Below are 16,244 nucleotides of genomic sequence, written 5' to 3'. Positions count from 1 at the left end.
ATCAGGATTGGAATGTGGCGCGGTCGGGCGGCGGGGGGATTTGGTGTTGATCAAGCGTCTCACGCCCGCCCCTGCCGGCCCCGGCTCTCGCCCGGCGCCGGGCCGGGACCGCAGCCGAGATCCCGGCCGATGCTCGCGCTGAGCCGGCCCGCGCCGGGCCCGAGCCCCGCCTTCCCCCGCATCGACACCTTCCTCAAACACCACATCGCCGCCCGAGCCCCGGGCACGCGCCCGTGACTGGCTGGCGGGATCGGATCGGTGATCCCGGCGCCGTGAGCCAAGTTCCGTCGGAGCGGAGGCGGCCCCGCGTCGTGGCCGTCGCCGGTCTGCCGGGTGCCGGCAAATCCACCCTGGCGGCCGCCCTCGCCGCCGCGCTCGGGGGCGCGCCCATCCTCTACTACGACGATTACGAGGAGGTCCCGCCCGATCCCGGCGAGTCGATGGAAGCCTGGATCGCCCGCGGCGCTCCGGTCGACGATATCGAAGTGCCGGGTCTCGCCGAGGATCTCGGTGCATTGGTGCGCGGTGAGGCGGCGACCGGCTCCCCGGGCCGGCCGCTGCGCGTCGGGCCCGTGCCGGCCAGGGCGCCCTACCTCGTCTTCGAGACCTTGCTCGGGCGGGCGCACCCGAAGACCGGGCGGTTCATCGATCTGCTGTTCTGGATCGAGCTGCCCCTCGACGTCGCCCTCGCCCGCAAGCTCGGCGCACAGCTTGCAGCATTCCGGGCGGAGGCGGCGTCCACGGATGCCCTGGCCCTGGCTGACCATCTCGGCCGCTATCTGCGCGATTACCCGACCCAGATCCGCCCGCCCTACCTGGTTCAGCAGGGCCGGATCGCCGCTGGCGCCGACCACGTGCTCGACGGGATGCGTCCGGTCGCCGATCTCGTGCGGGAGGCTGCCGCCCGCGTGCTCGGGCGCGCCGCGACGGGGCCGGATTGAGGGCGGCCCGTGCCGGAGGCCCGATTCACGCGCTGCGCGAGCCGAGGCGCTCCCACCACCAGTTCAGCACGTCGAGGCTCGTCGGCTCGGATTCGCGTGCCGACTTCACCTGCCCGGCCCTGAACTCGCTCGCCGTCGAGCCGAACTGGGCGCGAAAGCTGCGGCTGAAATGGGCCTCGCTCTGAAACCCGAAATCCGCCGCGAGCCGCGAGAGTAGGCGCGTCTCGAGGGGATCGCTCAGGGCAGCGCGCACGGCGAGGAGACGCCGCTCCTGGACGGAGCGCATGATCCCGCCATAGGGCGCGAACAGCCGGTAGAGGCTCGCGCGCGAGATGCCGAGCTCTGTGGCCAGCCACTCGGGCGAGAGATCCGGGGAGGCGAGGTTGGCGCGGATCGCCTGCTCGGCGAGCGCGAGGAGGCTCCTGTCGAGAGCCGGCGTCTCCAGCCGGTCGATGGGACGCGAGGGATCGAGGAGGGTGGTCAGCACCTCCTGCGTCCGGGCCACCACCTCCGGAACGTCCGCCTCCTCGAGATGCGCGCTGCGCTCGCGGAGCGCGGCCAAGTGGGCGGCGAGCAGGCGGTTGCGGGCCGGCTCCAGGCGCGGCGGCAATCCGGCCTCACCGATGCCGGGGAGCAGGCTGCGCGGCACGATCAGCGAGATCGTGTCGGACGAGGCGGCGTGGGTGTTCACCTCGAGCCGCAGGTCGATCAGGGCGACCTGCGCCGACCAGATCGTGGTTTCATGGCCGCTGATCCGGCCGTTGAAGCCGCCGACATTGTAGAGATGGAAGAGGAAATGGTCGGGGGTGCGCTCGATCAGGGCCCGGTCCCGGCGGAAGCACTGAGCCGTGAAGACCACCCGTGCCACGATCATGTCCCCGACGACGACCCCGCTCGCCGAGCCGGTCGGCAGCCGCTGGGTCGGATGGAAGGGGTGCGGCTCGAACAGAGCGCCGACCACGCCCTTCCAGACCTCGTAGGCCTCGGCATTGGGGAGGCCGGTGGTCAGATAGTCGAGCCGCGGCAGGGTGGACACGCGTCGTCGCCTTCGAGGAGCTGGGGAGGTTTCGAGCGGTGTCAGCCGGGATTGGCCGCCGACAACCCGTCGCGCAGGACTGGATTGCCAGCAGCTTTCATCCCTGCCTCCACGGGTGCCGCACGTCGCGCTGCGCGCCGGCGATTTTCCGGACGCACGGCAGGCTGGAAAGTTCCCGCTGCGCGAGGGCTCATTGCAGCAGAGGCCCTGCCGACGTCAACACAGCCTCGAAAGCCCGCCAACCTATCTCTGTCGAGAATTGCACAGTTCGGAGTCAGATGTGCAGCGCGTGTGCAAGAAGCGAACTATTTGGCGGCTGAAAGCGTCCGATCGCGTTGCTGGCTGCCGACGCGCGCAGGATTTTTGCGCGGCCATTTCAAGTGGTGACGGTCCGAATTTGGCCGTGGAAGCGGCCATCTCATCGGCTCTCAATGATGAAAATGATCTTTCCCACAGGTCTCGCGGAATGCGACACCTGGAGCTTCCCCGGAGGGTGAGGGCGCGAACGCGCTGGCGGCCTGCCGCCTCATCTTGAGGCCGGACCGAGCGAGGCCCTCGAATACGGTTCGCGAGGAAAAAATACCAGCAAATGTTGATTGGACAAAACGGATCAATTCCGTGTTGCGGCCACGCTTCGGGCCGCCTTCAATTGACCTCAACTGTGTTTTTCAGATTGCGTCCGTGGGCGTGAGACGCAGGATCAACGCAAAACGCACCGACTGCCTCCGCAAGGTGCAGCCGCACTGTTATGCACGGTGCGGAACGATGCGGAAATCGCACATCCATCCCCTGGGGGAATTATGAGCAAGCAGCTTCTGATCTACGAGCGGGCCGTTCCGGTGACCCGGCAGCGCCACGGGTCGTGGTCCGTCAAGGCCGGTTCGAGCTTCGATTTCGCGCGCGCCGTGAACTCCGTGCCGCTGATGGTCGCCGAGTTCGGCAACGCCTCGGCCGAATACACGATCGTCTTCGGCGGTGCGGCCGACGAGGTGATCCCCGTCGCGCTTCTCGGCATTCGCGACAACGAGAATTTGTACGTCAACGATTCGGGCGCCTGGGCGGGCAATTATGTCCCGGCCTTCCTGCGTCGGTACCCGTTCGTGTTCTCGAGCGACAACGCGAACGATCCCGACGCTACGTTCACGCTGTGCGTCGACGAGGAATTCGCCGGCTGCAACGACGAGGGGCGCGGTGAGCGCCTGTTCGACGCCGATGGCGAGCGCACCCAGTACCTGCAGAACGTTCTGGGCTTCCTCCAGGCCTACCAGGTCCAGTTCCAGCGCACGAAGGTCTTCGTGAAGCGGCTGCAGGACCTCGACCTCCTGGAGCCGATGCAGGCGCAGTTCACTCTGCGGACGGGCCAACGCTCGACCCTGTCGGGCTTCAGCGTGGTGAACCGCGAGCGCCTGAAGGCGCTCTCGGCGGATGCGCTGGCCGAGCTGATGCAGGCCGACGAACTGGAGCTGATCTACCAGCACCTCGGCTCGCTGCGGAACCTGACCCCGATCGCCGATCGCATCGGTGCTCCGGCGAGCGCCCCCGAGCCGGACACGGCGCCCGCCGCCCCGGCCGACTTCGAGACGTCGGGCAACGCCTGATTCGGAGCGCCCGAGCCCTGAGGCTCGGGCCTCACCTCTCCCACCAGTGACGGCGCTCCGAGGTTCGCGGAGCGCCGGGTTCAAGACCCCGACATCGGTACCGACGATCCCGGCCGCCTTCCGGCGGGCCGGGTGACGTGTCCTCCGCGCGCGGTGACGCGCGCCTGCGGCTGGAGAGAGTGGGATGGCTTTTCCGTTCAAGTCGGAAGGCTTCTGGGGTCCTCTGTTTCGCCGTCGCAACCGGCCGAAGGCGGCCGACGACGCGTCGCGCGCCAAGCGGCCGACGAAGCGTCAGCTCGTCATGCGCCTCAAGGCGAAGACCGACCGAATGCTCTACCGCGACCGGCTGATCTTCGATCCGCTGGAGCCGCGCGTCCTTCTCAATTCGGACATCACCTACACCGTCCCGTCCGATCCGCCGACGCAGGAGCACCAGCTCCTCGTCAAGCTCGTGCAGGAAACCCAAGGGGCGAACCAGTCTGCCACCCCGATCCAGCGCATCCAGATTCTCGACTTCACGAACGGCCAGGAGGGCGCGGTCCTTCACTCCTTCGGCGACGTCGCGACTTCCGGCACTTTCACGATCGTCGGACTAGCCGGAAAGAAGGACGTCATCACTGTCGATGTCGATTCCTTCAACATTCTGCCCGACAGCCGCCGGCCGATGCTCGCCGTCAGCGACACCAGCGCCAGCGACAATGACGGCGTCGTCCTGCGTAACGTTGCGAGCGCGCTCTTCGCGCTCACGGGCACCGACGCGGGAACAATCTCCTCCGGCAAATTCACGGGCAGCTTCTCGGGGGTCGCCAACCTCTCCGGCGCGTCCGGTGCATCCGACACGCTGGTGATCGGCGCAAACGGGCAGCTCAGCGGCATCTTCTCGGGCGGCAAGGGTTCCTTGCAGCTCGATCTCTCGAACACCGTCTCGGGCGACCTCGACGCGACGCTCTCGGATCGTACAGGCGGCTATGCCATCGGCTCCTCGGCCGCGACCTTCGCGAGCCTCGCCTTCACGGCGCCGACCACGAATTTCGGCGTGATCCTCGGCAGCGGTAACGACACGCTTCACCTCGCGACGCTGCCGCCGGGCACGAGCTTCGGCGTCACCGGCGGGGCCGGCAACGACGCGCTCGTGTTCGACGCGAACCTCCCGGCCGCTTCGGGTGGCCTCACCGTTTCCTTCGACGGAGGGGCGGGCGACGACCGGATCGACCTCTCGACGAACCTCACGGCTCAGGCCGGCGATATCGGATTCACCTTCCACGGGGGCGCGGGTGACAATTCCCTCGTCGTCGCCCAGGGCAAGACGATCACGGCGAGCGGTGCGGTCACCTTCACGACCGACGCGACGGTGACCCCCGCGCTCGTCACCAGCGGCGACAACCGCGGGGTGACGGCCGACGCGCGGATGGGCGTGACGATCAACCAGGACGCCATCATCCGGGGGGCCTCGGTCGCGATCTCGGTGCGCAGCAGCATCACGGTCTCCGACACCGCGCCGATCAACACGCAGACGCTCTCCGTCTCGACGACGGGCGGCGCCCGGATCACCCTCGACGGCACGGTCACGGCAACGACGAGCGCCGCCGACCTGACCACGGACGTCGAGAACGGCGTCACGCTCCGCTCGGCGCTCTCCTCGCAGCTCAAGCGCATCACGCCCACGCAGACCAACATCTCGACCATCGCGGTCGGCGCGAACGGCGCGGTCAACGGCGGCACGATCAAGCTTGCGGCGACGACGCGCGCCACGGTCGACGTGAAGGCGGTCGGCCTCGTCCTGCCGGGCGCCGGGACCTTCACCGACACGGCCAAGCGCACCGGCGATACCCTCAAGGGAATCGTCACCGGCGAGAGCAGCCTGTCGGACGTGTTCACGCCGGCCGAACTCGCCGTCGAGGGCGTGATCAAGAAGGCCGAGACCACCGTCACCAACACCACGCAGGTCACCGTCGACAAGGACGCGCGCCTGACGCAGACGGGCACGGCGACGCTGCCGGGCACCGACCCGGCCGTCGCGGTCCAGCTCGCGGCGACCGACACCACGAACGTCACGACGAAGCTCGTTGCGGCCGACAACGCCAGCATTCCGATCCTCAGCGACATCCTCAACCTGTTCGCTCTGACCGGGAACCAGACCGTCACCCGCACGACGAGCGTCGATGTCGGGGTTGCGGCGAACGGCACCCTGCCGGCGGCCGCGCCCCTCGAGACCGATCCGGCCGTGATCACGGCGGCGGGCGGCGTCGCGCTTCAAGCGGCGAACAGCGGCAAGCTGCTCGTGAAGATCGGAGCGGCCACCGAGGCGCCCGACGATCCCGTCAACCCGACGAAGGCGCTCGCCGGTGACGGCGAGGAGGACGGCTCCCTGGCCGCGCCCGTCAAGGCCGGCGCAGCCCTGATCACCGCCAACGACACCGTGCGCGTCGCCGTGCGCGGCGTCGCCGTCACGGGCGCCTCGCTGCTGGCTGTCGCCACCAACAGCACCGAGATCGAGGCCCGCGCGATCCAGGCGCGCAACCTGCTCACCGGCGCGACCAGCGCGACGGCCGAGAAGGCCCGCCTCACGGCGGGCACCGGCAGCATCACCATCACCGCCATGGACGCCACGGTGGCCCGCGCCATCGCCGTCCCGACCGACATCACGACACTCGACGAGCAGGTCGATTCGGCCGTCGTAAGCCAGGGCGCGGTCGCGATCGGCCGCGGCTCGGCCATCAACACGGTGCAGCGCGACGTCACGGCCACCGTCACGGATTCCGTCGTGACCGGCGAGACCGGCGTCACGCTCACGGCCGAGAACGCCCTCGACCTGACCACCACGGCGCAGGCGTCGAGTGCGCCGAGCAAGTTCGGCGTCGCCGGCTCGCTCGCCGTGAACGTCGTGCTCGGCAGCACCACGGCCACGGTCACCCGGGGCAGCGTCACGGCAGTGACCGGCGACGTCACCGTCAGCGCGGGCGACGTCTCGAAGATCGATTCGCGCGTCGAAACCACCGTCGAGGGCGGCTCGAAGGGCGGCGGCACCGCGATCGGCGGCGCAGCGGCGTTCAACGTCGTCGGCTACGGCCTGACCGGCATCGCGACGAGCGCCATCGCCGACAAGATCGTCGGCACGGCCCTCGACGCGGTGCTCGGCACGGGATTCTTCACCGTGCTCGCCACGCAGTCGATCCTGGCGCGGATCAGCGCCGCGAACGTCACCGCAACGACGGGCGCGGTCGGCGTCAACGCGGCGAGCGCGGGCACGGTCAACGCCACGGTCAGCAACACTGTGACCGTCCGCACGCCGGAGCAGAATGCCGCCGCGGCGATCAAGAACCGGGACAAGGGCGTCGCGATCGACAAGGCGCGGCAACTCGCCGGCAAGACGCCCCTCAAGACGGTGGCCGGCAGCGGCACCACGACGAGCGCGGGCTCGCGCAGCTTCGGCGGCCTGATCTCGACGAACCGGATGGCGCGCGCGGCGACCGCCGAGATCGTCTCCGCCTCCACCATCACCGCCGGCGGCGAGGTCGGTGCGCAAGCGGCCGACACATCGACCATCAACGCGAACGTCAAGCTCGTCTCCTCCGGCCAGGCGTCGAGCGACGGCGGCCTCAAGAAGCAGGCTCAGATCCAGTCCGACTACCAGGCGGGTAGCGCGACGCCGGTGGCGATCAAGCTTGGCCAGCGCGTCGCGCTGAGCTTCCCGAGCGCGATTCCGACGATCCCCGTCCTCGACAAGGTCAAGGGGGCGTTGCCGACCTCAACCAATGCCGCGCAATCCGGCCAGAAGCCCGCCGCCAGCCCGGCGACGCGGGTCATCCAGCCCGGCAGCGTGGTGCTCGTCAGCGAGGGCCATCCCGTGGCCAAGGGCGAGGTCGGGTCCTATTACCGCTACGTCCCCGCCACCGCCTCGGCGGCCCTCAACCTCGCGACCACCGATTTCACCGTCGCGGGCACTTGGCAGAAGATCGGCCCGAAGGACGCGGTCTACGCCTGGACGGGGGCGGACAAGGCCGCTGCCGACCTCGACCTGCGCACCGCGAACTACAGTGATCTCGATCTCTGGCGTCGGGTCGGCGACGGCGAGGGTGCCGTCAGCGGCAAGGGTGCCGCCAAGGCGGGCGGCTCCGGCGCGACGGCGGCCGGCGGCATCGTCGTGCGCAACGAGATCCGGGGCGGGGCGAGCGCGAGCATCGCCGGCTCGACCGTGACCGCGGGCAGCGTCGCCGTCTCGGCCGAGCGCGCCGCGACGATCACCGCGAAGGCCGACGCCACCGTCGAGGCCATCGCCACGCTCAAGGAACAGACCGGCACGGACGCCAACGGCGACGCCGGCGCCGGCACGGCCAGCTCCGTGCCGGGCCAGACCTCGGCCTTCGACAAACCTGCCGGCGCCAACGCCCAGAATACGCGCTCGACCGCGCTCGCGATCAATGGCGTGATCGCCACCAACACGATCCTGTCGACCGCCGAGGCGCGCATCGCGGACGCGTCCATCACGACCAGGGGAGGCGACGGGTCCGTTTCGGTGAGCGCCAAGACCGAGGGCTCGATCGAGGCGACGGTCGCGGCGCAGATCACCGCGGCTTCGCAGGGCGCCGCCGGCGAGTCCGATCCGACCGGCGTCGCCGATGCGGGCGGCACCGGCACCGGCACCACTGGCGGCACCGGCTCTACGGGCGGAACCGGGTCCACGGGTGGGACGGGATCGACCGGGGGCACGGGCCTCGCCACGCCGCCCAGCACCACGGCGCGGGCGGCGGGCATCCAGCTCGCCTTCAACGCGATCGGCTACGAGAGCAGCAACCTCGCCTACGATTCCATCAACGCCATCGTCGGCACCAACCTGGGCAACGCGTCGCCGGCCCAGGCCGTCGCCGAGATCACCAACAGCACGGTCACGGCCTCGGGCGCCGTCACCGTGGCGGCCGAATCCTCCGGTGCCATCGCGGCCGAACTCGGCAACGAGGTCAGCGCCTCGGCCAAGGCCGCCAGCGCCGACGCGCTCGCCGTCTCCGGCCTCGTCGCGATGAACCGCGTCAGCGGTGCGGCCCGCGCCGCGATCGATGCGCAGGGCAAAACCGTCGCGGGGACCGACGTCTCGGTGAGCGCGAAGGATTCCGTCTCGATCGAGGCCGAGACCACGGTCGGCGCCTCCGCCAAGGCCGTGAAGACGGGCTCCGTCACCGGCGTCGAGCGCAGCGCGGAATCGCTGCTGGGCGAATACACCTACACCACCGCCTCGGGCTCGCGGGCGATCAAGTTCGGCGAGAAGATCCGCCTCAGCGACACCTGGACCCCGACCGGTACAGGCGCGGGCGAGAAGGGGGCAGTCTACCAGTACATGGGGACCGACAGCGCGACGCCGCTGAACCTCGGCGACACCACGCGCGACTTCGCGGACTTCTCCCTCTGGAAGAAGCTCGACGCGGCCAACGTCGTGCCCGGCGGCACCACGGGCTCGAAGCCGAAGGTCGGCAAGATCGACTCGAAGGGCTTCGGCGCCATCTTCGCGCGCAACGCCGTGCAGGGCCAAGCCGAGGCGAAGATCGTCAACACGACGGTCGAGGCGAGCGGCGACGTCACGGTCTCGGCCGATTCCGCGGCCTCGATCAAGGCCACCGATGCCAGCGAGATCGAGGGCGCCACCGCAGGGGGCGGCGTGCTCGTCTCGAACAGCGTGCTCAACGGCGCCACGGCCTTCATCGCCGACAGCACGGTCGACGGCGGTGCGGGCGCGGCCCCGAACGCGCGCGTCGCGTCCGGCGGCGCCGTCACGGTCAGCGCCGTGAACGCGTCCGAGATCGAGGCGACCGCCGAGGGTGCGGTCGCTGGCGAGACCACGGCGATCGGCTTCACGCTCGCCTTCAACACGGTCGGGTTCGCGCAGGACAACCCGCTCTTCATGGCCGTCGACACCATCGTCGGCGACCCGCTCATCGCCACCGCCACGAAGTCCGAGCAGCCGGCCGGCGCGAAGGCCTTCATCACCGGCACCACGGTGCGCGCCGAGGGCGACGTCTCGGTCACGGCCGAGAGCGAGGCCAAGATCACGGCCGAGGTCGGGAACGAGGTTGCGCAGGCCGACGCCGAGGACACCGAGCACGCGGCGGAGACCGGCGCCCGCGGTATCTCGGCCGGTGCCGTGCTCGCCTCGAACAAGGTGAGCGGCCGGGCCGAAGCCTATATCGGCGCGCCCACTGAGGCGACGCAGGCCCCGGCCCAGCCCGCCGCGAGCGTGACCTCGACGGGGGGCAGCGTCACCGTCTCGGCGACGAACCTGGCCTCGATCGAGGCCGACAGCGCGATGATCGGGTCTTCGTCCGTCTCCGGCACCGTGGCGGCGCTCGCCAAGAAGGCCGCCGAGACCGCGCTGACGATCTACGACTACACGACGAAGTCGGGCACCAAGGACCTCAAGACCGGCGACCGGGTGCGGCTGGCATCCGATTACGCGGTCGGGACCGGCGCCAACGCCGCGATCCCCGGGCGGGTCTACATCTTCATCGGCACGCCGCGCAGCGTGAATCTCGGCGCCGCCAATTACGGCGACACGACCCTTTGGTTCGCCGTCGCCGAGGGCGCCAGCGTCGTGACGAAGCCGGCGCCCGCCGGCACCACGGGCACCACGACCACCACCACGACGAACGCGGCCGACACCGCCGTGACGACCACTGTCACGACGCCGGAGGGGACGACGTCGGTGACGCGCCTCAAGGCGCGCTACTCCTCCCTCGACGGCTTCCAGTACATGCGCACCGGCCAGACGGTGCGGTTCTCCCCGAACGACACCAACACCAAGGGCGTCGCGGGGACGATCTACATCTATCGCGGGCCGGACAACGCCAAGGTCACGCTCCAGGGCGAGGATTACCTCAGCGACAACTGGATTCCGGCCCCGGCCCGGACGGTGCTGCCGGCGCTCGACAAGGTGGCAGACCCCGCTCCCCCGGCGACGCCCGCGACGCCGCCCGCTTCGGGCACCACGGCCCCGACCGCCCGGACCCCGGCCTCCTCCTCGAAGGCCTTCGGCGGCCTGATCGTCTTCAACGAGGTGAATGGGGGCGCCAGCGCCCGCATCACGGACGCCAGCGTGACGGCGCATGCCGACCTCGCCGTCCTCGCCAAGGACGCGGCCAACATCGCCGCGACGGTGGTCAGCACGGTCACCGCCTCGGGCGGCGCCTCCTTCCAGGCCAAGACCGGCACGGCGGGGACCACCAGCGGCGGCGCGGGCGGTGGGACGCTGATCGCGGCCAACGGCATCGCGGCGACGAACGTCGTGCGCGGCGGCGCGGTCGCGAGCGTGCTGCGCTCTGCGGTCGAGGCGACCACGGGCGATCTCTCCGTCGAGGCGGAGAACGAGGCGGGCGTCGACGCCCGCCTTCGCGCGGCCTCCACCACCTCCGGCGGAACCGAGGGCGGCGTCTCGGCCGCCGTGACGCTCGCCTTCAACTCGGTGGGCTACGAGACCCAGAACCTCCTGTTCAACACGATCGACGCGCTGATCGGCTCGCCGACCCTCTCGAACGCCTTCGGCGGCGAGGTCGGCTCCGGCGCCAAGGCGACGATCGTGCAATCCTCGGCCAAGGCGGGCGGCGACCTGACCGTCGCGGCGACCTCGTCGGCCAAGATCAACGCGACGGTCAGCAACGCTGCGCTCTCCTCGACCGATTCGATGAAGGGATCGGGCGGCACGGGCTTCGGCGTCGTGCTCTCCTCGAACAAGGTGAGCGGCAGCGCCCTCGCGCGCATCGATAACACCGGCACGACGGGCAAGACGGTGGAGGCGGGCGGCGCCTTCTCGGTGACCGCGCAGGATGCTGCCGGCATCACCTCGAACGCGCAGATCGTGACGAGCTCGACCGTGGTGAAGGCCGACGGCGGTGCGGTCACGAACCAGTCGAAGCTCAACAAGTACCTGCCCTCCGACTTCTCGACGAACCCAAACGAGACCCAGTCGGCGACGCTCCAGTCGAACCTGATCAAGAACCGCAAGGATCTCCTGCCGGCCGAGGTCACGGCGCTGGAGGACAAGATCGCCGCGCAGGTCGAGCGGGTGAAGCAACTCGTCATCGACGCACGCTCGCAGGTGGACCGGGCGACGGCGGCGCTCGAGCGCGGTCAAGCCGAGCTGAAGGCCAAGTCCGACGCGGCGACCCAGCTCCGCGCGGTCTACAAGGCCCTCACCGACGCGATGGAGGCGCTGGCGGATTCCGGCAACGCCAAGATCCCGGCCAACGACCCGACGACGCTGCGAGCCCGCCTGCTCGCGGCGGCCGACGACCTGAAGAAGGTGCCCGAGACCGACATCCTGGAGCCGGAGACCGATGCCCTGCGCGACGCCGCCTACCGGGTCGCAGCCGAGGCTGCGGCCCGCGGCTATCTCGACGACGCGGCGCTCCGCAAGAGCAGCAACGCGGCCCAGAAGACAGTCGGCGACACGATCGGCCGCCTCGTCGGCATCGAGAAGCTGACGCTGGCCGCCGGCGAGAAGATCGTCGCGCTGAAGGAGGGGCTCGACGCGTTCCTGAAGCCGCTGGGCATCAGCACCGCCGATTTCGTCACGCTCGATTTCACCGCCCTCGGCCAGCCGCCGAAGACCGCCAATCTCCAGACCGTCACCTTCGGCACGCGCGTGCGGATTGCGGACGGCTACGCCAAGGCGATCTACCAGATCGTCAGCACCGAGGCGGTCACGATCAAGACCGGTGACACGATCCAGACGGCGGACGGCGCGGTCTACAAGTACGTCGCCGCCGCGACCCTGACCGACACGCAGCCGAGCACCGTCGACCTCGCTGCGAAGACCGCCGGCAAGGCGAATTGGGTCAAGATCGCCAGCAAGGCGAGCGACTACAAGACGGGCGACATCTACGTCTACATGGGCGCGTCGACGAATCCGGACGGCACGCCGGTGAAGATCGATCTCGCCGCCACCGATTTCACCGACAAGCTGCTCTGGAAGCGTGCGCTCGACTCGAACTTCATCCCCGACGGGCTGAAGCTGCCGGGCACCACGAGCACCGCCACCGGAACCGGCACGCCCGCCACGCCCGCGGCACCCGCCGCCGCGACGCCCGCCACCACGACGGACGCGCCAACCGGCGACCCCTCCGCCGCCAATCCGGGCGCCGTGCAGCCGCAATCCGCCTCCGCGCTCGCGATCGGCGGCCTCGTCGTGCTCAACAGCGTGCACGGCGACGCGACCGCGCAGATCGTGTCCACCACCGCGACCTCGGGCGAGGGCGCGATCACGGTCTCCGCGAAGGAGACGGCGACCATCACCGCGACCGCCGACAGCGCGGCGACGGTGAAGTCGGCGAGTTCCTACAAGCCGACGAACGGGCAGCCCGCTCCCACCACCGGAACCACGCCCGCGGCGGACCCTGCCGCGGGAACGCCCGCCATCGGCACCAAGACGCAGACGAAGAGCCTCGCGATCGGCGGCGTCATCGCGACGAACAGCGTGCTGGGCGCGGCCGATGCCGCGATCCTCGACAGCACGGTCACGGGCGGGGGCGGCCTGTCCGTCACGGCCGACAACACGGCGACGATCCAGGCCACCAACAAGACCGCGACGTCGAGCGACCAAGGCGCGGTGTCGATCACCCTCGCCTTCAACACGATCGGCTGGAAGGAGCAGAACGTCGTGTTCCGCGCCGCCGACACCATCACCGGCCAGCCGCTGATCGCGCAGGGCCTCGACAACGACGCCACGCCCTCGGGCGCCACCGCGCGGATCCTGCGCACGGGGATCGTCACCGGAGCGGGCGGCGCGCTCACCGTCGCGGCCACCTCCAGCGCGACGATCGAGGCCAAGCTCAACAACAAGGCCAGTGCCTCGAACGCGGTGCTGAAGGATGCGAGCGCCTACGCGGTCGGCTTTGCGCTCACCGGCAACATGGTCAACGCCCGCGCGATCGCGACCGTCGACAATTCCACGACCTCGAAGACTCTCGATGCCGGCGGGGCGATCACGATCTCGGCGACCGGCGCCGGCACGATCGACTCGCAGAACAGCCTGTCCTCGCTCGCGAGCCTGACGAAGCCGAGCGTGCTCGAGGACTTCGCCAACAAGATCCTCGACGACTACACCTACACCACCAAATCCGGCACCAAGACGATCAAGTTCGGCGACATCGTCTTCGCCAAGGAGAACGGCCAGGAGAAGCGCTACGTCTATTTCGGGGCGACGAAGAGCATCAACCTCGCGACCGAGACCTTTAGCGAGGCGAATTCCTGGCGCGAGAACAACCTCAAGGAGTTTGTGAAATTCCTTCCGCCGGGTGTCCTCAACCTCGGCGAGAGCAAAGACACGGGCGGCTCGTCGACGGCCCCCACGCAGGGCTCGACCTCGGCCGGTAGCACTGCGGCCTCGAAGCCCTACGCGGTGGCGGCGAGCGGCATCCTCGTCTCGAACGACGTGCGCAGCACCGCCGCAGCGAGCCTCGTCAACGCGGCGGTGGTCCAGGCCGGCGACGTCGCGGTGAAGGCCGCGCAGAGCGGCGCGATCACGACGAGCGTGACGAGCAAGGTCGAATCGAAGCTGAAGCCGGGCACCAAGCCCGGCACGAAGGAATCGGTCGCGATCGGCGCCGTCATCGCGGCGAATGTCGTGACGGGATCGAGCAATGCGGCGATCACCGGCTCGAAGCTCGGCGACGCCGACACGGGCAAGAGCGTCGGCAACGTCACGGTCGAGGCCAAGAACACCGGCACCATCAAGGCCACCGTCGACAGCACGGTGGAGTCGAGCGGCACCGCGGTCGGAGTCACGGCGGCCTTCAACAAGATCGGCACGTCGAGCCAGAACGTGCTGTTCGACCTCTCGGACGCGATCCTCGGCACCGACCTCGGCACCGTGATCCAAGGGTCCAACACCTTCGCGGCGGCGGCCTCGATCTCCGGCCAGCCGATCAACGCCACGGGCGCGGTCACGGTCACGGCGCTCTCGAAGGTGACGATCGACGCCAAGATCGAGAACGCGGTCACCACGGTCGGCGCGCAGGTGACGAGCGTCGGCGCCGTCGTCGCGCTGAACTTCGCCCGCCTCTCGACTTCGGCCACGATCGCGGACCTGGCGAGCCTGAAGGCGGCCGGCGGCGTCGCGGTCTCCGCGACGAGCGAGTCGCGGATCGATGCCGTCGTCACGGCTCCGGTGACCGCGGTGGCCTACCGCATGTCGCAGACCGATGCCGCGAGCGGCGCCACCACGGGCAACACGTCCGGCCAGACCACCGGCAATACGTCGGGCAGCACCGGCACCGAATCCGGCAAGACGATCGCGGTCGCCCTCAGCATCGCTCGCAACACCATCGCCGAGGAAGCCCTCGTCGCCGGCATCGACCGGGTCGGCGATCTGGCGACCACCGGCGGCAACGTGGGCGTGGCGGCGAAGAGCAACGCCACCATCAACGCCAAGGCGACCGCGACCGCCATTGCCGTGCTGCTGAGCACGGACGATGGCAAGAACCTCGGCTTCGCGGGCGGCGGCGCTCTCGGCTTCAACACGATCCTCGGCGGCGTCGACGCGCACATCGCCGACAGCAAGATCACGGCCTCGGGCATCCTGGCTCCGAGCCAGGACGGGACGGGCGGCAGCGGCGGCATCTCCGTCTCCGCGCGCAACGAGTCCGACATCAGGGCCGAGACGGCGGCCGCGGCGGCCGCGGTCATCGTCGGCAAGGGCGCCTCGCAGGCGATCGCGATCGGCGTGACCCTCGCCTTCAACATGATCGGCTTCTACGGCAGCGGCCTGCCGACCGGCACGAACTTCAAGGACGGCACCGGCCGCTCCCTCGACGTGCGGGCGAGTGTGACGAAGTCGCGCCTCAACGCCGGCCGCAAGGTCGCAGCCGAGGCGGAATCCACCGAATCCATCACGGCGAAGACCACGGCGGCGGCCGTCGCGGTCGGCGTCTCGACGGGGGGCGGCAGCGGGGGCGGCAACGACCAGAACCTCGCCCTCTCGGGGGGCGGCCTCTACGTCGGCAACAAGATCGTCACGGCGACCTCCGCGATCATCGACGGCACCGGCAGCACCGACGACGCCGTGAGTTCGGGCGCAGGCGGCGTCACCGTCTCGGCCAAGGACAAGGCGATCATCCGGGCGACCTCGGTGGCGCTCGCGGTCTCGGCCAACCTCTCGGCCGATTCCAGCAACTCGAGCTCGAAGCCGACCGTGTCGATCGGTGCCGCGCTCGCGAACAACGAGATCCAGAGCGACGTCACCGCGCGGATCACCCAGGTCGCGAACGTCTCGGGCTCGGGCGCCGTCTCGGTCTCCGCGGCGCGCGAGGCCAAGATCTTCGCGCAGACGTTCGCGGCCTCGGTCGCCGCGCAGGTCAGCTCGCAGGGCCAGGGCCTCTCGGTCGCGGGCGGCGGTGCGCTCGCTCTCAACAATGTGGGCGGCTCGACGGTGGCCGAGATCCTCGGCTCGAAGGTCGGCGACGGCACCACCGACGCCACGAAGGTGGGGAGCCTCGGCGTGACGGCGAGCGACATCGCCGAGATCGCCGCGCTCACCGGCGCGACCTCGATCGCGCTCGCCGGCACCAGCGGCGACAAGGCGACGGGTGTCGCCATCGGCGCCTCCGTCTCGAACAACGTGATCGGCTCCGCGGCCGCCGTGCGCGCCACCGTCTCCGGCACGCCGGTGCGTGCCGCGGGCGCGGTGAG

4 protein-coding genes (1 of these 4 cut by a window edge) are annotated in these 16,244 nt (G+C 70.0%); 3 read left to right on the top strand and 1 reads right to left on the bottom strand.

Translation table 11 applies throughout. From position 1 onward, the window contains the following. Nucleotides 1–233 precede the first annotated feature (233 nt). Entirely contained in the window at nt 234–941 is a 708-nt protein-coding gene (locus J2X36_RS22970; RefSeq protein WP_310354159.1) for a zeta toxin family protein, read from the top strand. A gap of 25 nt (nt 942–966) precedes the next feature. Here J2X36_RS22970 and J2X36_RS22965 read toward each other — a convergent pair whose 3' ends face one another. Then, nucleotides 967–1,977 carry a helix-turn-helix domain-containing protein gene (locus J2X36_RS22965; protein WP_310354157.1) on the bottom strand — a complete coding sequence of 337 codons (1,011 nt, stop codon included), beginning with the start codon at nt 1,975–1,977 and terminating at the stop codon, nt 967–969. An 800-nt stretch (nt 1,978–2,777) separates the two neighbouring features. On the opposite strand from J2X36_RS22965, the gene J2X36_RS22960 reads away from it, so the two are divergent. Beyond that, nucleotides 2,778–3,575 carry a SapC family protein gene (locus J2X36_RS22960; protein WP_132256428.1) on the top strand — a complete coding sequence of 266 codons (798 nt, stop codon included), beginning with the start codon at nt 2,778–2,780 and terminating at the stop codon, nt 3,573–3,575. 184 nt (nt 3,576–3,759) lie between these two features. Then, nucleotides 3,760–16,244 carry the beginning of an LEPR-XLL domain-containing protein gene (locus tag J2X36_RS22955; protein WP_310354154.1) on the top strand. The gene runs 30,166 nt beyond the window's last position, so the window shows 12,485 of its 42,651 coding nt (coding positions 1–12,485); it begins with the start codon at nt 3,760–3,762; its stop codon lies off the right edge, out of view.

This window comes from Methylobacterium sp. BE186 (assembly GCF_031457035.1).
In the GTDB taxonomy this organism is placed as follows: domain Bacteria; phylum Pseudomonadota; class Alphaproteobacteria; order Rhizobiales; family Beijerinckiaceae; genus Methylobacterium; species Methylobacterium segetis.
This window is presented reverse-complemented; position numbering and strand designations above follow the sequence as displayed.